Annotated in this window: 20 protein-coding genes; 12 read left to right on the top strand and 8 right to left on the bottom strand. The window is 62.1% G+C overall.

Features of this window, described 5'->3' with window-relative positions:
* Positions 1-27 precede the first annotated feature (27 nt).
* From ACVI9W_RS01865 to ACVI9W_RS01875, 3 genes are all read left to right on the top strand, one after another.
* A complete protein-coding gene (locus tag ACVI9W_RS01865) occupies positions 28-252 on the top strand; it encodes a hypothetical protein (protein ID WP_038611868.1) in 225 nt (74 codons plus the stop codon).
* A 120-nt stretch (positions 253-372) separates the two neighbouring features.
* Positions 373-639 carry a PepSY domain-containing protein gene (locus ACVI9W_RS01870; RefSeq protein ID WP_157192999.1) on the top strand — a complete coding sequence of 89 codons (267 nt, stop codon included), beginning with the start codon at positions 373-375 and terminating at the stop codon, positions 637-639.
* 1 nt (position 640) lies between these two features.
* The gene (locus tag ACVI9W_RS01875; protein ID WP_461528996.1) at positions 641-1,168 is read left to right on the top strand and encodes a cytochrome b/b6 domain-containing protein; all 528 of its coding nucleotides are present in this window, start codon (positions 641-643) and stop codon (positions 1,166-1,168) included.
* A 108-nt stretch (positions 1,169-1,276) separates the two neighbouring features.
* On the opposite strand, the gene ACVI9W_RS01880 is transcribed toward ACVI9W_RS01875, so the two are convergent.
* The 3 genes from ACVI9W_RS01880 to ACVI9W_RS01890 all read right to left on the bottom strand — a co-directional run bounded on the left by ACVI9W_RS01880 (position 1,277) and on the right by ACVI9W_RS01890 (position 4,644).
* Positions 1,277-3,391, bottom strand: coding sequence for a TonB-dependent receptor (locus ACVI9W_RS01880; RefSeq protein ID WP_461528997.1), 2,115 nt, complete (start codon positions 3,389-3,391; stop codon positions 1,277-1,279).
* Between the two features lie 162 nt (positions 3,392-3,553).
* Positions 3,554-4,033 (bottom strand): copper chaperone PCu(A)C, encoded by a 480-nt coding sequence (locus ACVI9W_RS01885; RefSeq protein WP_038611880.1) that lies wholly within the window; start codon positions 4,031-4,033, stop codon positions 3,554-3,556.
* Positions 4,033-4,644, bottom strand: coding sequence for an SCO family protein (locus ACVI9W_RS01890; RefSeq protein ID WP_038611884.1), 612 nt, complete (start codon positions 4,642-4,644; stop codon positions 4,033-4,035). Before ACVI9W_RS01890 ends, ACVI9W_RS01885 begins: the two co-directional genes overlap by 1 nt.
* Positions 4,645-4,931: 287 nt before the next feature.
* Between ACVI9W_RS01890 and ACVI9W_RS01895 the strand changes: the two genes are divergently transcribed.
* Complete coding sequence (locus ACVI9W_RS01895) at positions 4,932-5,711, top strand: sulfite exporter TauE/SafE family protein (protein WP_461528998.1); 780 nt, start codon at positions 4,932-4,934, stop codon at positions 5,709-5,711.
* On the opposite strand, the gene nudC is transcribed toward ACVI9W_RS01895, so the two are convergent.
* Positions 5,679-6,509 carry an NAD(+) diphosphatase gene (nudC, locus tag ACVI9W_RS01900; protein WP_461528999.1) on the bottom strand — a complete coding sequence of 277 codons (831 nt, stop codon included), beginning with the start codon at positions 6,507-6,509 and terminating at the stop codon, positions 5,679-5,681. The genes ACVI9W_RS01895 and nudC overlap by 33 nt on opposite strands.
* A gap of 33 nt (positions 6,510-6,542) precedes the next feature.
* Positions 6,543-7,355, bottom strand: a complete 813-nt coding sequence (locus tag ACVI9W_RS01905) for a crotonase/enoyl-CoA hydratase family protein (protein ID WP_038611893.1) — start codon at positions 7,353-7,355, stop codon at positions 6,543-6,545.
* Between the two features lie 158 nt (positions 7,356-7,513).
* On the opposite strand from ACVI9W_RS01905, the gene nhaB reads away from it, so the two are divergent.
* Positions 7,514-9,016 carry a sodium/proton antiporter NhaB gene (gene nhaB / locus ACVI9W_RS01910; RefSeq protein WP_461529000.1) on the top strand — a complete coding sequence of 501 codons (1,503 nt, stop codon included), beginning with the start codon at positions 7,514-7,516 and terminating at the stop codon, positions 9,014-9,016.
* A gap of 6 nt (positions 9,017-9,022) precedes the next feature.
* On the opposite strand, the gene zwf is transcribed toward nhaB, so the two are convergent.
* A complete protein-coding gene (zwf, locus tag ACVI9W_RS01915; protein ID WP_461529001.1) occupies positions 9,023-10,522 on the bottom strand; it encodes a glucose-6-phosphate dehydrogenase in 1,500 nt (499 codons plus the stop codon).
* The gene (gene gnd / locus ACVI9W_RS01920) at positions 10,519-11,502 is read right to left on the bottom strand and encodes a phosphogluconate dehydrogenase (NAD(+)-dependent, decarboxylating) (RefSeq protein WP_461529002.1); all 984 of its coding nucleotides are present in this window, start codon (positions 11,500-11,502) and stop codon (positions 10,519-10,521) included. Before gnd ends, zwf begins: the two co-directional genes overlap by 4 nt.
* A gap of 198 nt (positions 11,503-11,700) precedes the next feature.
* Here gnd and ACVI9W_RS01925 point away from each other — a divergent pair, with 198 nt between their 5' ends.
* On the top strand, positions 11,701-11,868 hold the full coding sequence (locus ACVI9W_RS01925; RefSeq protein WP_461529003.1) for a DUF6026 family protein: 168 nt from the start codon (positions 11,701-11,703) through the stop codon (positions 11,866-11,868).
* 17 nt (positions 11,869-11,885) lie between these two features.
* On the opposite strand, the gene ACVI9W_RS01930 is transcribed toward ACVI9W_RS01925, so the two are convergent.
* Positions 11,886-12,377: a GNAT family N-acetyltransferase gene (locus ACVI9W_RS01930; protein ID WP_342622473.1), complete on the bottom strand. Its 492-nt coding sequence runs from the start codon at positions 12,375-12,377 to the stop codon at positions 11,886-11,888.
* Between the two features lie 417 nt (positions 12,378-12,794).
* Between ACVI9W_RS01930 and glgA the strand changes: the two genes are divergently transcribed.
* The 6 genes from glgA (at position 12,795) to glgX (ending at position 23,468) form a co-directional block, all read left to right on the top strand.
* Positions 12,795-14,354, top strand: coding sequence for a glycogen synthase GlgA (glgA, locus tag ACVI9W_RS01935; protein ID WP_461529004.1), 1,560 nt, complete (start codon positions 12,795-12,797; stop codon positions 14,352-14,354).
* A 16-nt stretch (positions 14,355-14,370) separates the two neighbouring features.
* Complete coding sequence (treZ, locus tag ACVI9W_RS01940) at positions 14,371-16,149, top strand: malto-oligosyltrehalose trehalohydrolase (RefSeq protein ID WP_461529005.1); 1,779 nt, start codon at positions 14,371-14,373, stop codon at positions 16,147-16,149.
* The gene (gene malQ / locus ACVI9W_RS01945) at positions 16,142-18,211 is read left to right on the top strand and encodes a 4-alpha-glucanotransferase (RefSeq protein WP_461529006.1); all 2,070 of its coding nucleotides are present in this window, start codon (positions 16,142-16,144) and stop codon (positions 18,209-18,211) included. The genes treZ and malQ overlap by 8 nt, the downstream gene beginning before the upstream one ends.
* The gene (locus ACVI9W_RS01950; RefSeq protein ID WP_461529007.1) at positions 18,208-20,976 is read left to right on the top strand and encodes a malto-oligosyltrehalose synthase; all 2,769 of its coding nucleotides are present in this window, start codon (positions 18,208-18,210) and stop codon (positions 20,974-20,976) included. Before malQ ends, ACVI9W_RS01950 begins: the two co-directional genes overlap by 4 nt.
* A gap of 18 nt (positions 20,977-20,994) precedes the next feature.
* Complete coding sequence (locus tag ACVI9W_RS01955) at positions 20,995-21,237, top strand: DUF2934 domain-containing protein (protein ID WP_422418823.1); 243 nt, start codon at positions 20,995-20,997, stop codon at positions 21,235-21,237.
* Between the two features lie 86 nt (positions 21,238-21,323).
* A complete protein-coding gene (gene glgX / locus ACVI9W_RS01960) occupies positions 21,324-23,468 on the top strand; it encodes a glycogen debranching protein GlgX (RefSeq protein ID WP_461529008.1) in 2,145 nt (714 codons plus the stop codon).
* Positions 23,469-23,518 lie beyond the last annotated feature (50 nt).

Genomic DNA, 23,518 nt, shown 5'->3' on the forward strand with positions numbered 1-23,518 from the left:
TGAATTCGCCGAAAGGAGGATTGCACCATGTCCGAAAAAGACATCACCACGCTACTGACCCTGATCGACCACCGGCAAGCCACGCTGGCCTCGGCCTGCAAGGAAATTGCCGACTGGATCGACCGTCAGGGCGACGTACCGGTCGCCGGCCGCATCCGCGCCAGCCTCAAGGCGGTAGAGGCCGACGAAGCCCTGGTCAAGAAAACCCTGACATCGCTGAAGGTTGACCGTCCCCTGCCGCGTTTTCGTTGAGTAACGGCTGCAGGCTCGAACGGATTGGCGAGACATTCGCGAAGTCACCCGCTCTGACATAAGCTCAATCAGGCTTCATGGCTGTGCTGCCGCGTGTTCCCACTCTCACGAGGTCTCGTCATGCGTAACCTATTGCTTGTCGCACTGCTCGTCGCCAGCCCGCTGGCACTCGCCAAAACCGAATGCACCACTGCCGACAAGAGCCAATGGCAGGATCAGGCCAAGTTTCAGGAAGGCCTCAAGGCTCAAGGCTATGACATCAAGAAGTTCAAAGTAACCGATGGCAACTGCTACGAAATCTACGGCTGGAACAAGGATAAGCAAAAGGTCGAGATCTACTTCAACCCCGTCGATGGCAAAGTCGTGAAGTCAGAAATCGAGGACTGAGGTGAGCAACGACACCCTGCGCCTCTGGGATCCTTTAGTGCGGTTCTGTCACTGGTCGCTGGTGCTGGCCTTTGTCGGTGGTTATTTCTTTACCGAAGAAGGCGATGGCTGGCACCGCTGGCTGGGGTATTACGCCGTGGCCATTGTGCTGATTCGTACTGCCTGGGGTTTTGTCGGCACGCCGGCAGCGCGCTGGAAAGACTTCTGGCCGACGCCGGCGCGGCTGAAGCGGCATCTGCATGCCCTGTTCAACGGCGAGGACTACCACCGTCTGGGGCACTCCCCTCTCGGCGCACTGGTCATGGTGCTGATGCTGGCGCTGATGTTCGGCCTGGGTGTGAGCGGGTTTCTGCTGGAAGAAGTTGATTATTTCTGGGGCGAAGATCTGCCGCGGGATATCCATGAGTACATGGCCAACACCTTGCTGGCGCTGGTCTGTGTGCATATCGCCGCGGCCGTGATCGAAAGCCTGCGCCTGAAGGAAAACCTGCCGTTGTCGATGGTCACCGGCAGGCGTCGCAAACCCTGAAAACAGATACACCTTACCTGTGGGAGCGGGCTTGCCCCGCGATTGCAGTCTGTCAGCCAAATCGCATCGCGGGGCAAGCCCGCTCCCACAGAAGCCTGCTCCTACCGATCAGAAGCGGTAGTTGGTGCTCAACTCCAGGGTGCGAGGCGCGCCCGGCGTGATCAGGTCGACCGAACCATGGGCCGAGGCATAGTAGTCACGGTCAAACACGTTGCGCAGGCGTAGTGCCGCGTCCCACTTCGGCTGGTTGTACAGCAAGGCTGCATCCACCGTGGTGTAGGACGGCATCACCACCACGTTGTCCAGAGCGGTGTAGCGCTCATCCACATAGTTGGCGCCCATGCCCACTCGCCAGGTTTCGCTCAGCGAACGCACCAGCCACAGGTTGGCGCTGGTGCGCGGGGTCAGGGTCGGCGTCTGGCCTTCGTTCGGCACGCCATTGGTTTTGCTGTTGGACTTGGTGATCTCCGCATCGAGGAAGGCGAAGCCACCATACACCTGCCACTTGTCCGTCAACTGACCACTGACCGTGGCCTCGAAACCGTCGGTACGTTGCTCACCCGCCAGCACCAGATTGGCCGGGTTGGCCGGGTCGGTGGTTTTCATGTTGGTGCGTTCCAGGCGGAACAGCGCAGCGGTCACCGCCAGGCGGCTGTCGAGCAGATCCCACTTGGCACCCACCTCATAGTTGGTGGTTTCCTCAGGTTCCAGGCCCTGGTTGCCGGCGCTCAAGGCGAACACTTCGGAAGACGGCTGGTAGGAACGGCTCACCGACACGTAGTAGGACTGGATCTGATCCGGCTGGTACACCAGGCCGACGCGTGGGCTCCAGGTGGTGTCGGTACGCGACAGCTCGGCGCCCTTGAGGTCATCGTCATACTCCTGGTCGAAGACGTCGTAGCGCACCCCGACCAGGGCCTTCCACTGCGGCGCCAGTTCGATCAGGTCCTGCACATAGAAACCTGCGGTGTCTTGGGTAGTGGTGCCTTTGGCGGTCTGCTTATTTGCCTGAAACGGCACATCCACCAGGCCATCGCGGAATACCGGCACCTGGGCCACGTTGTTCTGGCTGAACACCGACTGGTCCTTGACCTGGCGACCGAGCTCCACACCGTACAACAGGTTGTGGTTCATCCCGGCCAACTGCGCCTGGTGCTTGAGTTCGGTCTGGTTGAACCAGCCGTCTTCGGTGCGCTGCACGTTGCCGCGGTTCAACTTGACCAGCAGTTCGCCATTGCTGCCGGTGACAAAGCGCGTGGGGCTGGAGTCAGCCAGGGTGTTATTGCGGTCCAGGTCGTAGTGGTAGTAACGGCTGGTGTTGCTCAGGGTGAAGTCGTCGTTCAGGCGATAGTCGACACCTGCGGTAAAAGAGAAAACTTCACTACGGGCATAATCATCATCCGGATCGGCGGCGCCAAAACGCTTGTCGCGGTCGACATCCACCGGGCGATCGCCCAGGGCCGGGATACCGAAATCGATCAGGCGCTTGTCGTACAGGTAAGTGGCTCCCACGGTCAGGTCGAGGTCGTCGGAGAGCTTGAAGTAAGCCGTTGGCGCAATGGCCTTGCGGTCGATGTAGCCGTCATCGCGGAAGGTGTCGCTGTCTTCCAGGGCCCCGGTAATACGGAACGCTTTGTCGCCCTGCTGTTGGTCGGCCCAACCGGCATCGAACTGGGTGCGGCGTTTGCCTTCGCTGTCGAAGCTCACCCCGACTTCCTGTACCGGGCTGAAGTTAGGCTTTTTGCTCACGCTGTTGATCAGGCCGCCGGACGATCCACGTCCGTACAGCACCGCCGCCGGGCCCTTGACCACTTCCACCCGCTCGACGTTGGAAAGGTCACGGTAGTACAGCGCATCGTCACGCAGGCCATCGACATACATGTCGCCAATAGCGCTGAAACCACGAATGGTCACCTGGTCGCGCTGGCCGTCGCCGTTGGACAGACCAATGCCGGGCACGTTCTTGAGCACGTCTTCCATCGATTGCGCGCCCTGATCCTTGATCACACTTTGCGGCACGACGTTGACCGTCTGCGGAATGTCGCGCAGCGGTGCGTCGATCTTCAGTGCGGTTTTGCTTTCACTGGCCTTGTAGCTCTGCTCTTCGTAACTGCTGTTGACCGAGGTCGCCGGAATGGCCAGGGTTTCGGCCTGCAGCGCTGGAGCAACCAGCACGCTCAGCACAGAAAGGGAAGCCGGGCGAATACGCGAAAGTGCCACCATGTGTTCCTTTTTTGTAAAGATTGTAAAGAAGAACGTAAATGGTAACGATTTGTAAATGAGAAGAGAATACTAATGCGACGCAATATTTTGATGGCGCGCACAAAAAAGCCAGGCTGCCGTCCTTGACAGCAGCCTGGCTTTGGCAAACCGGTTAGCGCTTGATCAATGCATGTGCTCGTGACCGTGCATGGCTTCGGCATTCAGGGCACGTACTGGCGCCTTGACCTCAAGGGTCTGCTTCTGGCCCTTGGCGTCTTCAATCACCAGGGTCAGAGGCACCTGCTCACCTTCCTTGACCTGCTGCTTGAGCTTCATCAGCATCACGTGATAACCGTTGGGATCGAGGCTGACTGCCTTGCCGGCGGGCAAATCGACGCTGTGCACCTGCTTCATGCCCATGACATCGTTATCCATGGTCATCTGGTGCACCTGGACGATTTCGGCCACCGGCGACTGCACATCCACCAGCTTGCTGTCGCTGCTGGCGGTGAGGGTCATGAAGGCACCGGTCGATTGCTGGTGCGGCACAGTGGCACGCACCCAGGCGTCTTTGACGCTGGTGTCGGCCATGGCTGGCAACGCCAGGCCGATCAGGGCCAGCGCGGCCAGGGTGCGTTTGAACGGTTGGACTGAATTGCGCATCAACATACCTCCATGACCGTGAGCAGATCTTCCGTACACTCTTTGGCGGTCAGTGAATGGGACAACCCCAGGCGCAACTGGCCACGGGAATCGAAGACGTAACTGGTCGAGGTGTGCGAGATGGTGTAGGTGTCGCCACTGGGCACCTTCTCGTAGAACACACCGAACTCCTTGGCGGCCGCGGCGGTCTCTTCGAGGGTACCGGTCAGCGCTACGAAGGAAGGGTCGAAGGCCTTGACGTAGGCATCGAGCACCTCGGGGGTGTCGCGTTCAGGGTCGAGGCTGATGAACACCACCTGCAGGAAACCGCCATCGCGGCCCATCAGCTTCTTGATCTGTGCCGCGCGCGCCAGGGTGGTCGGGCACACCGCCGGGCACTGGGTGAAGCCGAAGAACACCATCGGCATCGAGCCCCAGAAGCTGGACAGCGTACGTGGGTTGCCCTGGGTATCCTTGAGTTTGAAGGAGCGGCCGAGGATCTTGTTGCTCATGTCCTTGCCGTATTTGAAATCGAGCGCACCACCGGAGCGGGGGTCGCAACCTGCCAGAACACCGAGGCTCAGCAGGCTGATCCCGGCCATGACCTGGCGCCGGGTCAGTAAATCAGTCATGTAACCATCCTTTCGGGAAGGTGTTGCGCCTCGCGCACGAGGCCTGTCGAGAAAGCGCGACATTTTGTCATGGCGCTCTGCCAAGGTTCCAGCGCCTATTGCCCCGTACGTCTGTATCCCTTTATTTTCGGGGTGCGGCCGGTTGTCGCAGAATGTGACAAGAACCTGAAACCGATGCATGCCTCCTACGGCTCAGCGCAGCATGGCCTGACAGCCCACTTCATCTCCATTACCATATCGGCCTTCGGGCGCAGCCCCTTCTGCGCCCAACCGATTAAGTCCATGCCATGCCTTTCGAACTTAGCGTAGATCTGACCACCCTCGCCATTCTCGCCGCCGTTGCCTTTGTTGCCGGATTCATCGACGCCATCGCCGGTGGCGGGGGCCTGTTGACCACCCCTGCCCTGCTGACCGCCGGCATGCCGCCACATCTGGTACTGGGCACCAACAAACTCAGCTCGACTTTCGGCTCGGCCACTGCCGGTTTTACCTATTACCGGCGCAAACTGTTCCACCCGGACCAGTGGCGCCACGCACTGGGCGGCACTTTTGTCGGCGCCCTGATCGGCGCGGTGGTCGCGCACTACCTGCCGGCTGAGTGGCTGAACAAGATGCTGCCGGCAATCGTCTTCCTTTGCGGGGTCTACCTGCTGTTCGGCGGCACGCCCAAGGCGCCGCTGGATGCCGATGTGCCGGTGAAGAAGAAATGGCAGCTGCCCCAGGGCCTGACCCTGGGTTTCTATGATGGTGTGGCCGGGCCTGGTACCGGTGCATTCTGGACCGTCAGCACCCTGCTGCTCTACCCCATCGACCTGGTCAAGGCCAGTGGTGTGGCACGCAGCATGAACTTCGTCAGCAACGCTGCGGCGTTGTCGGTGTTCATCTTTTCCGGGCAGGTCGACTGGCTGGTCGGCTTGTCGATGGGGTCGGCACTGATGGTCGGCGCCTTTTTCGGCGCGCGTACCGCCATCAGTGGCGGCAGCAAGTTCATCCGCCCGGTGTTCATCACCGTGGTCCTGGCCCTGACCGTGCGCCTAGCGTGGCAGCACTGGTTCGGCCAGGCCTAAGCGCCGCGCCACGTAGAGATCGATCAGGTACCGGGCAATCGAGCGCCCCGCCGGCAACGGCGGCAGCGCATCGACCCGGAACCACTGCGCGTCTTCGATCTCGTCCGCCTGCATGACAATCTCGCCCCCGGCGTACTCGGCATGAAAACCGAGCATCATCGAGTGCGGGAACGGCCAGCACTGACTGCCCACGTACTGGATGTTCTGCACCTCGATCGCCACCTCTTCGCGCACCTCGCGCACCAGGCAGTCCTCGGCCGACTCGCCGGGCTCGGCAAAACCCGCCAGGGTGCTGTAGACCCCGGTGACAAAGCGCGGTGAGCGCGCCAGAAGAATTTCGTCGCCGCGAGTGATGAGCACGATCATGCTCGGCGAAATACGCGGGTAGCTGCGCAGGTCACAGGGCTGGCAGTACATCGCCCGCTCCAGGTGGATCTGGCTCATGGCCTGGCCACAACTGCCGCAGAACCGGTGCTCGCGGGCCCAGGTGGCGATCTGCGCCGCATAGCCGAGGATCTTGTAGGTTTCGAAGTCGCCTTCGAGCATGAACTGACGCAACCCGCGCCAGCTGCAACCGGCCACCGCTTGCGGCTGGCGCAGTTCAAGCAGGTACACCGGCTGACCATCGAAATGGCCGATGCCGTGCTCGAACAGCACGTCCAGTTCCTGACGCTTGAGCCAGTCGCGCGGGAACAGCGCACCGTTGTCGTCAACCAGGAAACCCTCGCTGCAGCGCGCGACCGCCCAGCCGCCAGCGAGGTTTGTGTCCAGTACCGCGGTGGTCCAACGCACAGCCATGTTCCGGTTCCTTGCGCGGGCCCGCCGCTGCAATCAGTCGGCGAACTCGGGTTTCTGTTTGCTCATGTGGGCGGCAACGGCCACCCGCAGATCGGTGGATTGCAACATGGCGGCGTTCCAGGTGGCAATGTACTCCAGGCCATCGTCGATTCGGTGATCGCGCATATAGCTGAGCATTTCCTTGGTACCGGCCACGGCAATGGGGGATTTTCCCGCAATTTCAGCGGCAATGGCAAAGACTCCTTCGAGCAATGCCTGATGGTCATCGTAGACCCGATTGACCAGGCCGATGCGCTGCGCCTCTTCAGCTTCGACCGTACGCCCGGTGTAGGCCAGCTCACGCATGATGCCATCGCCGATGATGCGCGGCAGGCGCTGCAGCGTACCGACGTCGGCCGCCATGCCCATGTCGATTTCCTTGATCGAGAACTGTGCGTCGTTGCTGCAGTAGCGCATGTCGCAGGCCGAGACCAGGTCGATGGCACCACCGATGCAGTAGCCCTGGATCGCTGCCAGCACCGGCTTGCGGCAGTTGTCCACGGCATTGAACGAGGCCTGCATACGCAGGATGGTGCGGCGCAGCAGGCGCGCATTGCGGCCGACGTCCTTGCCCAGTTCATTGGCCAGCGACGCCAGCATCATCAGGTCGATGCCGGCGGAGAAGTGTTTGCCCGCGCCGCTGATGACCACCGCGCGGACCGCATCGGTGTCATCGATCCATTTGAAAATCTCGACGATTTCGCTCCAGAACGGCGCGTTCATCGCGTTGTACTTTTCCGGGCGGTTGATCTGCACGTGGGCGATGTTGTCGTTGAGTTCGACCTTGAATGCCTGGTACTCAGTCACAGTGCTCTCCTTGAAGGCGGCGAGGATAATCGCAGGACTATATCAAGGCACCCGCATCGCCGAAGGCCGCGCTTGTGCCAAAACCGGGACTTTTACCTTGATCTGAACGCCTGTATCCGGCACCTTGCGCTCCTGTTGAATTATTAGGATACATTTACATGTCCCGCTCCCTGGCCGGCGCCCTGGCCCATAACTTCCTCGGGCAATCGCCCCGCTGGTACAAGGCCACCCTGTGCCTGTTCCTGTTGCTCAACCCGTTGCTGCTGATCACCCTCGGGCCGGTGGTCACCGGTTGGGTGCTGGTGATCGAGTTCATCTTTACCCTGGGCATGGCGCTCAAGTGCTACCCGTTGATGCCGGGCGGCCTGCTGGTGGCCGAGGCCCTGGTGCTGGGCATGACCACGCCCCAGGCGCTGTATGACGAGCTGCAGCACAATTTCCCGGTGATCCTGCTGCTGATGTTCATGGTTGCCGGCATCTATTTCATGAAGGATCTGCTGCTGTTCGTGTTCTCGCGGATTCTTCTCGGGGTGCGCTCCAAGGCGTTGCTGGCCTTGCTGTTCTGCTTTCTTTCGGCCTTTCTCTCGGCGTTTCTCGATGCCTTGACCGTTACCGCGGTGATCATCAGTGCGGCGGTGGGTTTCTACTCGGTGTACCACCGGGTTGCCTCGGGCACCAACCCGCGGGAAGAGTCGAACCTCGATAGCGATCACAACATCGCCCAACTGCAACGCGACGACCTGCAACAGTTTCGCGCCTTCCTGCGCAGCCTGCTGATGCATGGTGCTGTCGGCACCGCGCTAGGTGGCGTCTGCACCCTGGTGGGCGAGCCGCAGAACCTGCTGATTGGCCACGAGATGGGCTGGCACTTCGGTGAATTCTTCCTCAAGGTTGCCCCGGTGTCGTTGCCAGTGCTGGCCGCCGGCCTGGTGACCTGTGTGGTGCTGGAGAAACTGCGCTGGTTCGGCTATGGCACCCTGCTGCCAGACAACGTGCGTCAGGTGCTGGCCGCGTATGCCGCTGAAGACGATGCCCAGCGTACTTCGCAGCAACGTGCTGCGCTGCTGGTACAAGGCCTGGCCGCACTGATCCTGATTGTCGGCCTGGGCCTGCACATTGCCGAGGTGGGCCTGATCGGCTTGCTGGTGATCGTACTGATCACCGCGTTCACCGGTATCACCGACGAGCACCGCCTGGGCCGTGCCTTCCAGGACGCCATGCCGTTCACCGCGCTACTGGTGGTGTTCTTTGCGGTGGTTGCGGTGATTCATGACCAGCAACTGTTCACCCCGCTGATCCAGTGGGTGCTGGCGCTGCCAACTGATCAGCAACCGGGCATGCTGTTCATTGCCAACGGTTTGCTTTCGGCCATCAGCGACAACGTGTTCGTCGCCACCATTTACATCACCGAGGTCAAACAGGCGTTCCTCGATGGCCATATGAGCCGCGAACACTTTGAGACCCTGGCCGTGGCGATCAACACCGGCACCAACCTGCCGAGCGTGGCGACCCCCAATGGCCAGGCAGCTTTCCTGTTTCTGCTGACTTCGGCGATTGCGCCGCTGATTCGCCTGTCATACGGACGGATGGTGTGGATGGCCTTGCCTTACACCGTAGTGATGGGCGGGCTGGGTTGGTGGGCAGTGACTTACTGGCTGTAACGGCCTTCACCCTATCGGATGCCACACCCGCCGATCCCGGGCCAGCAACTCGTCAGCCGCCGCCGGACCATCGTCCCCGGCGGCATAGGGCTGAACCTCCCCACCCTCCTTCCACGCATCAAGAAACGGTTGCACTGCACGCCAGCCGTTCTCGATGTTGTCGGCGCGCTGGAACAGCGTCTGATCCCCGGTCAGGCAGTCATAGATCAGGGTCTCGTAGCCCGTCGAAGGCTGCATCTTGAAGAAGTCCTTGTAGGCAAAACCCAGTTCGATGTTCTCCATCGCCAACGCCGGTCCCGGGCGCTTGGCCTGCAGGTCGAACCACATCCCTTCGTTAGGCTGGATCTGGATACGCAGGTAGTTGGGCTGCAAGCGCTCGACCTCGGTATCGCGAAACTGCGCATACGGCGCCGGTTTGAAGCAGATGGCGATCTCGGTGTCGCGCACGCTCATGCGTTTGCCGGTGCGCAGATAGAACGGCACACCGACCCAGCGCCAGTTGTCGATCATGACCTTCAATGCCACATAGGTTTCGGTCTGGCTGTCTGGGTCGACCCTCGGCTCTTCGCGATAGCCAGGCAACTGTTTGCGCCCTTGCTTGCCAGCGGTGTACTGACCACGTACCGAATTCTTCAGCGCCATGGTCTTCGACCAGGGGCGGATGGCGCCGATTACTTTGGCTTTTTCGCTGCGCACCGGGTCGGCACCGAACGCCGCCGGCGGTTCCATCGCGACCATGGCCAGCAGCTGGAACAGGTGGTTGGGCACCATGTCGCGCAGGGCGCCGGTGCTGTCATAGAAGGCGCCACGGCTTTCCACGCCGACGGTCTCGGCCGCGGTGATCTGTACGTGGTCGATGTAATGGTTGTTCCAGAACGCTTCGAAGATACCGTTGGAGAAGCGGCTGACCAGGATGTTCTGCACCGTCTCCTTGCCCAGGTAGTGATCGATACGGTAGATCTGCTTTTCGCTCATGACCTTGAGCAGGCAGGCGTTGAGCGCTTCGGCGCTGGCCAGGTCTGAGCCGAAGGGCTTTTCCACCACCACCCGGCGAAAGCCTGCGCTTTCATCAAGCAGCCCGGCTGCGCCCAGGCGCTGGACGACCTCGCTGAAAAAGCGTGGCGAGGTGGCGAGGTAAAACACCGCATTGGCGCTGGGGTTCTTCTCGATGCGCCGGGAAATGGCCTGATAGGTGGCGTCGTCGAGGAAGTCGCCAGTCTGGTAACCGATGCGCTTGGCCAGCCGGCTCCAGTGCTTTTCATCCAGGCAGTTGGCGCCCTGGCTGGCTTTGTCACGCTCACGCATGAAGGCTTCCAGGCGTGCGGCGAACTCGGTGTCGCTGGCGGCGTTGTGGTCCACCCCGACGATACGCAGGTTCTTATCCAGCAACCCGTCGCGGCTCAAGTTGTAAAGGGCCGGCATCAACAGACGCTTGACCAGATCGCCATTGGCGCCGAACAGAAACAGGGTGCAAGGTGGCGCAGCTTCGATCGGAGTATGGCTCATTCGGCTTTCTTCTCGACGTGGCCACCAAAGCCAAAGCGCATGGCCGAGAGCATCCGGTCGGCATAGGTACCCTGTTGCTGGCGTGAGCGAAAGCGGGCGAACAAGGCGCTGGACAGCACCGGTACGGGGACGGCCTGCTCCACTGCGGCATCGATGGTCCAGCGGCCTTCGCCACTGTCGGCCACCGAACCGCTGTAGCCGCCGAGCTGCGGGTCGGCGACCAGTGCGTCAGCAGTCAGGTCCAGCAACCAGGAGGTGACCACGCTGCCACGGCGCCAGACTTCAGCGATCTCTGCCACATCCAGATCAAAGCGCTGCTCGACCGGCAAGGCCTCGCTGCCCTTGCTCTTGAGAATGTCGAAGCCTTCGGCATAGGCCTGCATCAAGCCGTACTCGATGCCGTTATGGATCATCTTCACATAATGCCCGGCACCGGCGGGACCGGCATGGATGTAGCCCTGTTCGGCTCGCCCGGCCGGGCCGTGGCGACCGCGGGTACGGGGAATGGTGCCAACGCCGGGCGCCAGGGTGGCGAACAGTGGATCAAGGCGCTCGACGACTGCTTTCTCGCCACCGATCATCATGCAGTAGCCACGTTCCAGGCCCCAGACACCGCCTGAGGTGCCGACATCAATGTAGTGTAACTGACGTTTTCCCAGGTCCGCGGCGCGGCGGATGTCGTCCTTGTAGAAGGTGTTGCCGCCATCGATGATCACATCGTCGGCGTCGAGCATGTCTGCCAGCTGAGCGATGGTCTGCTCGGTCGGCTCGCCGGCTGGCAGCATCACCCAGACCGCTCGCGGCTTCTTCAGTTTGGCCACCAGCGCGCCAAGATCGTGCGCGCCATTGGCGCCCTCTTCCTCCAGTGCTTTCACGGCACTGTGGTCGCGGTCATGCACCACCGTACTATGGCCGCCGCGCATCAAGCGTCTTGCAATATTGCCGCCCATGCGGCCAAGCCCCACGATTCCCAGTTGCATGTGACGATGCTCCCATGACTGATGAAAACTGACCGTTCAGGCCTTCAAGGTTAGTCCAGCCTGCGTCTGCCTGGTTCAACGACAAGCGGCAAGACAGCGCGAAACAAAAAAGTTCCCAACACGGTAAAAAGAATTCAGAATCGCGCCCGACCGAGCGGCTACGCTTGTAACAACGACCAGCCCTTCGCGAGGTATGCAATGGCCACCCTTCTACCGAAAATGCCGCCCCAGACCCTCTATGTGACGGTACACCGGGATGAATTGCGCCGCTTGCGCGAAGAACGCGACCGCCTCCAGCAGCAAGTGGCTCAACTGAGCCAGCAATTGCAACAAGCCCAAGCGGACAACCCGGCTACCCACGCCTGAGCAATCTGTACGACTGTCTATAGCGCTTTGCTCCAGAACTGCATGGCGCCATAGGCTGGATCGAAACAGGCGTGCTCGAAACCAAATCCCCGGTAGCTGCCCTGAGCCGCCGGGTTGCCTTCGAGCACTTCCAGCGTCAGTTTGCAGCAGCCACGCTGGCGGGCGATCTCCTCGACCTTGGCCAGCATCTTGTGACTCAGGCCCTTACCGCGATGTGCGGGCACCACCGACACGTCATGGATGTTCACCAGCGGTCGGCAGGCAAAGGTCGAGAATCCTTCGAAGCAGTTCACCAACCCCGCTGGCTGGCCATCGACAAAGGCCAGGACGCTGAACGCATGCGGCCGCCTGGCCAGCTCTTGCGGTAATTGCGCAAGCAGTTGTGGGTCGAGTGGTTGGCCGCCGCCCATGGGGTCACGCGCATAGTGGTCGAGCACCAGGCCAATTGCCTCGGCATGCATCGGGTTGCTGTAGCTGGCTTGCAGCACCAGGATCTGTTCGACGTCCATTGTCATCCTCAAGGCTAATCAAAAAGTGCCGCCCGGCACGCGCCGAGACAGCCCGGCGATTGTACGGTATGGCACTGAGCGAAAGTAAAGTGACCAGCGGGTCACATATTTCACACTATCTCTCCTACACTCAGTATTCGGCCACGAGATTGTCCGGAAAATACGACAGAAATAAGTCGAACTTTCTGAAATCGCAGTAGGTCAGCAAGTTATGAGGCCTACGTTTCCGGACATCCGGGCGAAGCCTAAATACCCCATTTCGCTTCACCACGCCGTCGGCTGGATCGCCGCATTGCGTAGCGCTTGCGCGCAAGGTTTACGGGCATGGATCGCAAGGTTGTTTCCACACACAGAGAGACGCTTAGCAGACACACAATAACGGGTGCCCACACCCGCCACATAGGGACGGAGAGAAGTATGATCAGTGCCGCTGTCGAACCTCATGTAGAGCATTTCACCCCGGACAACCGTGCGCCTGTGAGCACGGACTTCAACACGACAGCCAAGGCACCCGGCGCCGATTCCCGGCACAATCCGAACAAGCGCAAAGTCTTGTTCGTCACTTCGGAAATCGCCGACCTGGTCAAGACCGGCGGCCTGGGCGACGTATCCGCAGCCCTGCCGCGAGCGATGCGTCATCTGCATGATGTACGCGTGTTGATCCCCGGTTACCCGCAGGTACTGGAAAGCGAAAACCCCATTCACCTGGTCGGTGAGCTGGGCGGTCATGCGGCATTGCCGCCGTGCAAGATCGGGCGCATGGACCTGGCCGACGGCCTGGTCATCTATGTGCTGATCTGCCCGGAACTGTATCAACGCGAAGGCACTCCCTATGGTGCCAACAACGGTCGTGACTGGCCGGACAATCACATTCGCTTCGCCCGCCTGGGCTTGGCCGCAGCCGAGATCGCTGCCGGTGAAGGCATGGTGCACTGGAAGCCTGACCTGGTCCATGCTCACGACTGGCCCGCAGGCCTGGCCCCGGCCTACATGCACTGGCGCGGCCTGCAAACCCCTACCCTGTTCACCATTCACAACCTGGCTTATCAAGGCGTGGTCAGCCGCGCCTGCTGCCCGGAACTGGCGATTCCCGCCCATGCCCTGCAGCAGGAAGGCATGGAGTTCTACGGCAAGCTGTCATTCCTCAAGGCCGGTCTTGCCTACTCCAGCCATATCACCACGGTCAGTGCCACCTACGCCCGGGAAATCACCACCCCGGCCTTCGGCTGCGGTCTTGACGGTTTTCTCGGCAGCAAGGCGCAACAAGGCCTGCTCAGTGGCATCCCCAACGGCATCGACGAAAGCTGGGATTCGGCCAGCGACCCGCACCTGGCTCACCCCTTCAGCCTCAATGACTGGGACGGCAAGGCGGTCAACACCCGCCAGGTGCGCGAGCTGTTCGAGCTCAAACCTTCCTCCGGGCCGCTGTTTGCCGTGGTCTCCCGCCTGGTCTACCAGAAAGGCCTGGACCTGACGCTGGGGGTGGCCGACTACATCGTCAGCCAGGGTGGCCAGATCGCGATCATCGGGCGTGGCGAACCGGAAGAAGAACAGGCCATGCGCGAACTGGCCCTGCGTCACCCCGGCCAGATCGGCGTGCGTATCGGCTTTAACGAGACCGATGCCCGGCGCATGTTCGCCGGCAGCGATTTTCTGCTGATGCCGTCGCGCTACGAGCCTTGTGGCCTGAGCCAGATGTATGCGCAACGCTTCGGCTCGCTGCCGGTCGCGCGCAACACCGGTGGCCTGGCCGACACCATTGAAAACGGTGTCACCGGCTTTCTGTTCGACGAGTCCACGGTCGAAAGCTACCGCGAAGCGCTCAGCCGGGCCTTCTATGTGTACGGCAAGAAGGACCTGCTGGGCGCCATGCGCTGCCTGGCCATGACCCAGCCGTTCAACTGGTGCCAGGCGGTGGAACCCTATGCGCGGTTGTACGAGGAACTGGTCGAGCGGGCGCAGGTGACAGGTCGCTGAGCACGAGGTGGCAGGTATGCCCTTGAGGTCAGATCAATTCGCGACCCACGGGGCCGTGATGCTCGACAGCAACACCGTGCGCTTCGCGCTGTGGGCACCCGATGCCCACAGCGTTGAGGTCTGCCTGCTGCCCGACCGGCGCGTGCCGTTGCAGCGCGGGGCCGATGGCTGGTTCCGCGGGCGGTTGCTGGCGACGTCTGGCAGTCGCTATCGCTATTGCATTGACGGCGAACTGCAGGTGGCCGACCCGGCGTCGCGCTTTCAACCAGAAGGCGTGCACGGCCCCAGCCAGGTCGTCGATCATGCTGCCTACCCGTGGCAGCACCGCCATTGGCAAGGCCGGCCCTGGCATCAAGCGGTGATCTACGAAGTCCACGTCGGCCTCATGGGTGGCTATGCCCAGGTGATCGAACAGTTGCCACGGCTGGCGGCACTCGGTGTGACGGCCATCGAACTGATGCCCCTTGGCCAGTTCCCCGGTAACCGCAATTGGGGCTATGACGGCGTGCTGCCTTTCGCCCCGCAACACAGTTACGGCACACCGGAGCAACTCTGCCAGTTGATCGACCAGGCCCATGGGCATGGGCTGATGGTGCTGCTGGACGTGGTCTACAACCACTTCGGCCCGGACGGCAATTACCTCCATCACTATGCAAGCGCGTTCTTTCATCAGGAGCGGAGTATCCCTTGGGGCGCCGCCATCGACTTTCGTCGCCGCCAGGTGCGTGACTTCTTTATCGAAAATGCATTGATGTGGCTGCACGACTATCGCTTCGACGGCTTGCGCCTGGATGCGGTGCACGCCATTGATGATGCGGATTTTCTCCATACATTCAGCCAGCGTGTGCGTCGGACCATCGCGGCGGGTAGACACGTCTGGCTGACAATTGAAAATGAGCACAACCAGGCCAGCCTGCTCGAAGGCGCGTTCGACGGACAGTGGAACGATGACGGCCACAACGCCTTGCATGTGCTGCTGACCGGCGAAGATGAAGCCTACTATGCCGACTACAGCCAGGCGGCCGTGCACAAACTCGCCAGGTGCCTGAGCCAGGGGTTCGTCTTTCAGGGTGAGCCTGACCGCAATGGCCGTCCCCGTGGCGAACCCAGCGCCCACCTGCCACCCAGCGCGTTCGTCCTGTTCCTGCAGAACCACGATCAGGTCGGCAACCGTGCCCGGGGCGAACGCCTGACCCGGCTCTGCCCGCCCCAGGCACTGCGCGCCGCCACCACCCTGCTGTTGCTGTCCCCGATGATCCCGCTGCTGTTCATGGGCGAAGAATGGGGCAGCGAGCAGCCGTTCCTGTTCTTTACCGACCACCACGATGCCCTGGCCGATGCCGTGCGCGAAGGACGCCGCGCCGAGTTTGCCGGGTTCAAGGCCTACGCCGACGCCGGGCAAAGGGTGGCAATCCCCGACCCTAACGCCCTGACCACCTACGTCGACTCGCGCCCGCAGGTACCCGACGACCCACACTCAGCCTGGCAGGCGTTCTACCAACAGCTGTTGCACCTGCGCCACCAGCACATCACTGCACAACTGCCCGGCTGCCGTGCACTGGGCGCCGAGGTGATTGCCGACAAGGCACTGACCGCCCGCTGGCGTCTGCCCGACGGCCGCGAGCTGCGCATCGACCTGAATCTCGCTGCGAGCGCCGTGCCTTGCAAGCTGCCCGAAGCCTCGACACACCTCTACTTCTGTACAGACGCCCCTCTGGAGCGCAATCGACTGGGCGCTTATTCCGCCCTCGTCAGCCTGCTTCCCCCCCTTACGCCGGAGCCTGCCCATGACTGATGCACTTCTGCAGCAACTGGCCGAACTGGCGGGTATCACCGTGGACTGGATTGATACCAACGGCCGCGCGCAACGTGTCAGTGATACTGCCTTGCGCCAGGTCCTGGCCGGGCTGGGGCATCCGGCCGACGATGCCCAACAGATCAGCGCCAGCCTGCACGCACTCAAGGTTGCCCATGATGCCCGGCACTTGCCGCCACTGTTTACCGTCGATGTGGAACAGGCGCTGGACCTGTCGGCTTATTTTCCCGCAGCCAGCCCGTGCCGGGTGCAGCAAGAAGACGGCACCGAGCTACAACTGCAACTGGACGACCACAGTGCGTTCCCCGCCGGGCTACCGATCGGTTATCACCGCGTAGAGATCGGCGACTGGCACTTCACCCTCGCCATCGCCCCGACACGCTGCTTCAGCCTGCAGGACGCCCTGAACACCCCGACACCCCGCTGCTGGGGCATCAGCGCCCAGCTCTACAGCCTGCGCCGTACCGGTGATGGCGGTTTCGGCGACTGTCTGGCGCTGGAACAACTGGCCCGCAGCGCCGCCGAGCGTGGCGCCGATGCCTTGGCCATCAGCCCGCTGCACGCCATGTTCGCCAGCGATACCCGGCGCTACAGCCCGTATTCGCCGTCCAGCCGCCTGTGGCTCAACAGCGTGTACGCCAGCCCTGCCGCCCTGCTGGGTGAGCGTGCCGTGCGTATGGCGATCGAGACCCTGGGGCTGGAGGAACAACTCCAGCAGCTCGAACAGCAACCCTTGATCGACTGGCCCACGGCTGCGGCTGCACGCTACCAACTGCTGCGCCTGCTGTTTGAAGACTTCATCGACGGCGACCACCCGCAACGAGCCGACTTTGACAGTTACTGCAAACAGGCCGGCAAGGCTCTGGAGCAACACTGCTGTTTTGAAGCCCTGCAGGAACAAACCCAGGCCGACGAGATAAGCCAGGACTGGCGGCAATGGCCCGCTGCCTGGCACGACCCACACAGCCCCGAAGTGCGCGTTTTTGCCGAACAGAATGCACAGCAGATCCAGTTTCATGCCTTCTGCCAATGGATGATCGAACGCAGTCTGCAACGTGCTCAGGACGCCGCCCGCAGCCATGGCATGGCCATCGGCCTGATCGCGGACCTGGCGGTTGGTGCCGACGGCGCCGGCAGCCAGGCCTGGAGCCGTCAGGATGAACTGCTGGCCGGGCTCAATGTCGGTGCCCCCGCCGATGCCCTCAACCGCGCGGGGCAGAACTGGGGTATCTGCGCCTTTTCACCCGAGGGCTTGCGGCGCAATGGCTATCGCGCCTTCATTGAAATGCTACGGGCCAATTTTGCCCATGCCGGCGGCTTGCGCATCGACCATGTCATGGGCCTGCAGCGTCTGTGGCTGGTTCCCCAAGGCGCGCATGCCAGCGAAGGCGCTTACCTGAACTATCCACTGGACGACCTGTTGCGCTTGCTGTGCCTGGAGTCCGTGCGCCACCGAGCCATCGTGCTGGGTGAAGACCTCGGCACCGTACCCGAAGGGCTACGGGAAAAACTCGCCCAACGGGCGATTCTCGGCATGCGCGTACTGCAATTCGAGCAAGAGCGCCCCGGCCATTTCAAACCTATCCTCGACTGGCCCGATAACGCCCTGGCCACCTCCAGCACCCATGACCTGCCGCCTCTGGCCGGCTGGCTGCAGGCCCGGGACATCGACTGGAACCAACGTCTGGCGCTGGTCGACGCCACCAGCGAACGGCACTGGCGCGACCTCCGCCAGCAGGAGCGTCAGGGTTTGCAACAGGCCCTTGAGCACAATTACGCAGTACAACCCGACCCTGACAGCCTGATCGACGCCTGCGTCCGTTACCTGGGACATACCCGCGCGCCCCTGGTGTTGATACCGCTGGAAGATTTGCTGGGCATCGACGAACAACCCAACCTGCCCGGCACCATCGACGGCCATCCCAACTGGCGCCGACGCTTTTCCCTGCCGGTCACCACACTGCTGGACGATACCGATGCCGCGAGGCGCCTGGAGCTGCTGGCCCAGGCCCGTGAGCAGGCCTGGGAGCGCGACCGTTGAACAGCCTGAATGCCACGCTGCGCCTGCAGTTTCATGCCGGCTTCACCCTCGATGACGCGCTGGCGCTGGTGCCCTACTTCGCCCGGTTGGGCATCAGCCACCTGTACGCCTCCCCACTGCTCAGTGCGCGGCCTGGTTCGCTGCATGGCTACGACGTGATCGACCCGACCCGCGTCAGCCCGGCACTCGGTGGCGAAGCGGCACTGATCAGACTGGTGGCGGCGTTGCGCCTGCATGGCATGGGCCTGATCCTCGACATCGTCTCCAACCACATGGCGGTTGGCAGCGACAACCCCTGGTGGCAAGACCTGCTGAGCTGGGGCCGGCGCAGCCGCTACAGCACATTCTTCGATATCCAGTGGCACTCCAGCGATCCCTTGCTCGAAGGCCAGCTGCTGCTGCCGTTTCTCGCCAGTGACTACGGCGCAGCCTTGCAGGCCGGCGACATCCCGTTGTGCTTCCAGGCCAGCGATGGCAGCTTCCACATCCGTCACCATGAGCAGCGCTTTCCTGTCTGTCCGGCCGATTACGGACAGATCCTCTGCCTGAGCGAGCACCCTGCAGTGCACGCCCTGGGCAAACACTTTGAGGCTTTGCACAGCGATACTCAGGCCGCCGACAAGGCCGCCTTGCTGCAACAGCAATTGCAGGCGCTGGCCGCAAAGGTTTCGCTCGGCAGCCTGCTCGATGCCTTTGACGGGCGCACAGCGACAGGCTTCGAGCGCCTGCACCGTCTGCTCGAACAGCAGGCCTATCGCCTGGCCAGCTGGCGTACCGCCGCCGATGACATCAACTGGCGGCGCTTTTTCGACATCAACGAGCTGGCCGGCCTGCGGGTCGAGCGTAACGAGGTGTTCGAAGCCACTCACCAGAAGATTTTCGAGCTGATCCGCACCGGCCTGGTCGATGGCCTGCGCATCGATCATATCGACGGCCTGGCAGATCCACGTGGTTATTGCCGCAAATTGCGTCGGCGCGTCGATACCCTGGTGGCTCAGCGCCCGCTGAATGCGGCGCTGGAACACCTGCCGATCTACGTCGAGAAGATTCTCGGCGCCAACGAGCAATTGCACCGTGACTGGGGGGTGGATGGCACCACCGGCTATGAGTTCATGAACCAGGTCAGCCTGTTGCAGCATGACCCGGAGGGCGAAGACATCCTCAACGAAGCCTGGAGTGCCTTGAGTGAGCGCCCAGCCTTTGCCGAAGAACTACGCCTGGCCCGCCAGCAGGTGCTCAGCACTAGCCTCGCCGGAGATTTCGAATCGGTTGCTCAGGCGTTGTTGCAGGTCGCTCGCGACGACCTGATGAGCCGCGACCTGACCCTGGGCGCGATTCGCCGGGCGCTGCAGGCGCTGGTCGAGCATTACCCGGTGTACCGCACTTACCTGCATGCTGGCGGACGCAGCGTCGAAGATCTGCCGTTCTTCAACCACGCCATGGCGGCGGCCCGGCAGAACCTCAGCGAAGGCGACTGGCCAGTGCTCGATGCCCTGCAGCGCTGGCTCGGCGGCCAACCCTGGCGTAGCCTGCCACCCGGCCCGTCGCGCAAACACTTGCGCCATGCCTGCATCCGCTTTCAGCAGCTGACCGCACCGACGGCCGCCAAAGCCGTCGAAGACACCGCCTTCTACCGCTCGGCGTTACTGCTTTCGCGCAATGACGTAGGCTTCGATGCCGAGCAGTTCAGCGCACCGCACGAAGCCTTTCACCAGGCCTGTGAGCAGCGCCTGCAACAGTTCCCGCACAACCTGCTGTGTACCGCCACCCACGATCACAAGCGTGGTGAAGACAACCGCGCGCGCCTGGCGGTGTTGAGCGAACGCAGCCGCTGGTTCGTCAGCCGGGTCGAGCACTGGCGTGAACTGGCCGCGCCGCTGCGCAGCACCCTGGCCGATGGCGTGGCGCCGAGCGCGGGTGATGAATGGCTGCTGTACCAGACCTTGCTGGGCAGCTGGCCCCTGGACCTGAACGAAAGCGATCCGCTGGCGCTACAGGCCTATGCCGAGCGACTGTTGCAATGGCAACGCAAGGCCCTGCGCGAAGCCAAACTACGCAGCAGCTGGAGCGTGCCGAACGAAGCCTACGAACACGCGTGCCTGGCCTTCACCCATGGCCTGCTGCAAGACCCGCAATGCCAGCAACTGCGCCATTCCCTGGCCCAGGCAGCGCAATCGATCGCCTGCGCCGGGGCCCTGAACGGCCTCGCCCAATGCTTGCTGCGCATGACCGTCCCCGGGGTGCCCGACCTGTACCAGGGCAATGAGTTCTGGGACCTGAGCCTGGTCGATCCGGACAACCGTCGCGCCGTGGACTTTGCTGCCCGGCGCCAGGCGCTGGACGACAGCACCAACACGGCGCAGCTGCTCCAGGATTGGCGCAACGGCCGAATCAAACAGGCGCTGATCAGCCAGGTGCTGGAACGGCGCCAGCAGTACCCCGAACTGTTCAGCCAGGGCCGCTATCTGCCACTGCAGGTGCAGGGTAGACACGCCGCCCAGGTGCTGGCCTTCGCCCGGATCGGTGACGCTGCGCGAGCGATCGTGATTGTGCCGCGCCTGGCCTGTGGCTTGCTTGGTGATACCCCGGTTCCGTTGATTGCAGCGCAGCACTGGGAAGATACCCGGCTGCTGTTGCCGTTCGCCTTGTCACCTGCCCATTGCTCGGGACTTTTTGCCAGCAGCGTAGTCACAGCCTCAAAGGAGCTGTTACTCAGCGCTGCACTCAAGGAGTTCCCGGTCAACCTGTTGATTGATCATGCCTAAACCCTCAGGAGCGTCGAGATGAGTATCGAAGAAAAACGTGTTCGAGAGTTCGCCTACCAGATCTGGGAATCGGAAGGTAAGCCCGAAGGCCAGGAGTCCCGGCACTGGGAAATGGCACGCAAACTCGCCGAAGCCGAAGCCCTGGCGCCCAAGGCGACGCCGCGCAAGGCCAGGGCCAAACCGGCTGCTCCGGCGTCACCGCCGAGCAAACCGGCTGCGGTGAAAAAACCGCGGACGACGAAAAAACCGCCGGTTGCATGATCCTTTTCGCGGGGCAAGCCCGCTCCCAACGAGAACTGGTGGGAGCGGGCTTGCCCCGCGAATGACCAGACCGTTCAAGGAGCCCCATGAAAAAGCCCGTCCCTGTCGTCGAACCCTCGCGAATCCGTGAAGGCCTGCCCTTCCCGCTGGGCGCCACCTGGGACGGCCTGGGGGTCAACTTCGCGCTGTTCTCCGCCCATGCCACCAAGGTCGAGCTGTGCCTGTTCGACGCCAGCGGCGAGGTTGAACTCGAACGCATCGAGCTCCCGGAATACACCGACGAAATTTTCCACGGTTACCTGCCCGATGCCCACCCCGGACAGATCTACGGCTACCGCGTTCACGGCCCCTACGAGCCGCAGAACGGTCACCGTTTCAACCCCAACAAGCTGCTGATCGACCCTTACGCCAAACAACTGGTGGGCAGTCTGAAATGGTCCGAAGCGCTGTTCGGCTACACCATTGGCCACGCCGATGGCGACCTCAGTTTCGATGAGCGCGACAGTGCTCCGTTCGTGCCCAAGTGCAAGGTCATCGACCCGGCCTACACCTGGGGCCGCGACCAGCGTGTCGGCGTCCCCTGGGACCGTACCATCCTCTATGAAGCCCATGTGCGCGGCATCAGCATGCGCCATCCGGCAGTGCCGGAAAGTAACCGCGGCACCTTTGCCGGGCTGATGTGCGACGAGTTGCTCGAACACATAAAACAGCTGGGGGTGTCGTCCATCGAGCTGTTGCCGATCCATGCCTTCGTCAACGACCAGCACTTGCTGCAAAAAGGCCTGAACAACTACTGGGGCTACAACAGCATCGCCTTCTTCGCCCCCCATCCGCGCTACCTGGCCAACGGCAAGATCGCCGAGTTCAAGGAGATGGTCGCGCACCTGCACAATGCCGGCCTGGAGGTGATTCTCGATGTGGTCTACAACCACACCGCCGAGGGCAATGAACTGGGCCCGACCCTGTCCATGCGCGGCATCGACAATGCCTCCTACTATCGGCTCAGGCCCGACGACAAACGCTTTTACATCAACGATTCGGGCACCGGCAACACCCTGGACCTGAGCCACCCCTGCGTACTGCAACTGGTCACCGACTCGCTGCGCTATTGGGCCGGCGAGATGCATGTGGACGGGTTTCGCTTCGACCTGGCAACCATCCTTGGCCGTTACCACGAAGGCTTCGACGAGCGTCACAGCTTCCTTGTGGCCTGTCGCCAGGACCCGCTGCTCAGCCAGGTCAAGCTGATTGCCGAGCCGTGGGACTGCGGCCCCGGCGGCTATCAGGTGGGCAATTTCGCCCCCGGCTGGGCCGAGTGGAACGACCGCTTCCGCGACACCGTGCGCGCCTTCTGGAAAGGTGATGAAGGCCAGCTGGCCGACTTCGCCGCGCGCATGACCGCGTCTGGCGAACTGTTCAACCGTCGCGGGCGGCGACCCTATGCCTCGGTCAATTTCGTCACCGCTCATGATGGCTTCACCCTGCGCGATCTGGTCTCGTACAACGACAAGCACAACGAAGACAACGACGAAAACAACGAGGACGGCAGCAACCACAATATTTCCTGGAACCACGGCGTCGAAGGGCCCACCGATGATCCCGAGATCAACGCCCTGCGCCTGCGCCAGATGCGCAACTTCTTTGCCACCTTGCTGCTGGCCCAGGGCACGCCGATGATCGTCGCCGGCGACGAGTTCAGCCGCACCCAGCACGGCAATAACAACGCCTACTGCCAGGACAGTGAAATCGGTTGGGTCAACTGGCAGCTGGATGACGAGGGCGCGGCGCTGCTCAAGTTCGTCAAACGCCTGACCAAACTGCGTCTGGCCTACCCGGTGTTGCGCCGCTCACGCTTTCTGGTCGGCGACTACAATGAGGCGATCGGGGTCAAGGACGTCACCTGGCTTGCGCCAGACGCCAGCGAGATGAGTGTCGAGCAATGGCATGACAACCAGGGCCGTTGCCTGGGCATGTTGATGGATGGTCGCGCCCAGGTCAGCGGTATCCAGCGTCCGGGGGCGGATGCCACCTTGTTGTTGATCGTCAATGCCCATCACGACACGCTGACCTTCACCCTGCCACAGGTACCTGAAGGGCAACACTGGAACTGCCTGATCGATACCGATCGGCCACAATTGCGCAAGGGTGAATGGCATGGCTTCGACAGCCCGTTGCAGGTGCAGGGACGTTCGCTGGTACTGCTGGAGCTGCAACCCGAAGACGACAGTTGAACAGCGGGAACTGACGTCTTCAGGTTCGGTCCCATGCAGTAGGCTTGGTC

It is taken from the genome of Pseudomonas sp. 210_17 TE3656 (assembly GCF_054821965.1).

Bases quoted from the DNA above. Each gene is read 5' to 3' on its own strand.
- glgX (WP_461529008.1), top strand. From the start codon at position 21,324: ATGAAAAAGCCCGTCCCTGTCGTCGAACCCTCGCGAATCCGTGAAGGC.
- ACVI9W_RS01880 (WP_461528997.1), bottom strand. From the start codon at position 3,391: ATGGTGGCACTTTCGCGTATTCGCCCGGCTTCCCTTTCTGTGCTGAGC.
- treZ (WP_461529005.1), top strand. From the start codon at position 14,371: ATGCCCTTGAGGTCAGATCAATTCGCGACCCACGGGGCCGTGATGCTC.
- ACVI9W_RS01930 (WP_342622473.1), bottom strand. From the start codon at position 12,377: ATGGACGTCGAACAGATCCTGGTGCTGCAAGCCAGCTACAGCAACCCG.
- ACVI9W_RS01895 (WP_461528998.1), top strand. From the start codon at position 4,932: ATGCCTTTCGAACTTAGCGTAGATCTGACCACCCTCGCCATTCTCGCC.
- glgA (WP_461529004.1), top strand. From the start codon at position 12,795: ATGATCAGTGCCGCTGTCGAACCTCATGTAGAGCATTTCACCCCGGAC.
- ACVI9W_RS01865 (WP_038611868.1), top strand. From the start codon at position 28: ATGTCCGAAAAAGACATCACCACGCTACTGACCCTGATCGACCACCGG.
- nudC (WP_461528999.1), bottom strand. From the start codon at position 6,509: ATGGCTGTGCGTTGGACCACCGCGGTACTGGACACAAACCTCGCTGGC.
- ACVI9W_RS01925 (WP_461529003.1), top strand. From the start codon at position 11,701: ATGGCCACCCTTCTACCGAAAATGCCGCCCCAGACCCTCTATGTGACG.
- ACVI9W_RS01870 (WP_157192999.1), top strand. From the start codon at position 373: ATGCGTAACCTATTGCTTGTCGCACTGCTCGTCGCCAGCCCGCTGGCA.
- zwf (WP_461529001.1), bottom strand. From the start codon at position 10,522: ATGAGCCATACTCCGATCGAAGCTGCGCCACCTTGCACCCTGTTTCTG.
- malQ (WP_461529006.1), top strand. From the start codon at position 16,142: ATGACTGATGCACTTCTGCAGCAACTGGCCGAACTGGCGGGTATCACC.
- ACVI9W_RS01955 (WP_422418823.1), top strand. From the start codon at position 20,995: ATGAGTATCGAAGAAAAACGTGTTCGAGAGTTCGCCTACCAGATCTGG.
- nhaB (WP_461529000.1), top strand. From the start codon at position 7,514: ATGTCCCGCTCCCTGGCCGGCGCCCTGGCCCATAACTTCCTCGGGCAA.
- gnd (WP_461529002.1), bottom strand. From the start codon at position 11,502: ATGCAACTGGGAATCGTGGGGCTTGGCCGCATGGGCGGCAATATTGCA.
- ACVI9W_RS01890 (WP_038611884.1), bottom strand. From the start codon at position 4,644: ATGACTGATTTACTGACCCGGCGCCAGGTCATGGCCGGGATCAGCCTG.
- ACVI9W_RS01885 (WP_038611880.1), bottom strand. From the start codon at position 4,033: ATGCGCAATTCAGTCCAACCGTTCAAACGCACCCTGGCCGCGCTGGCC.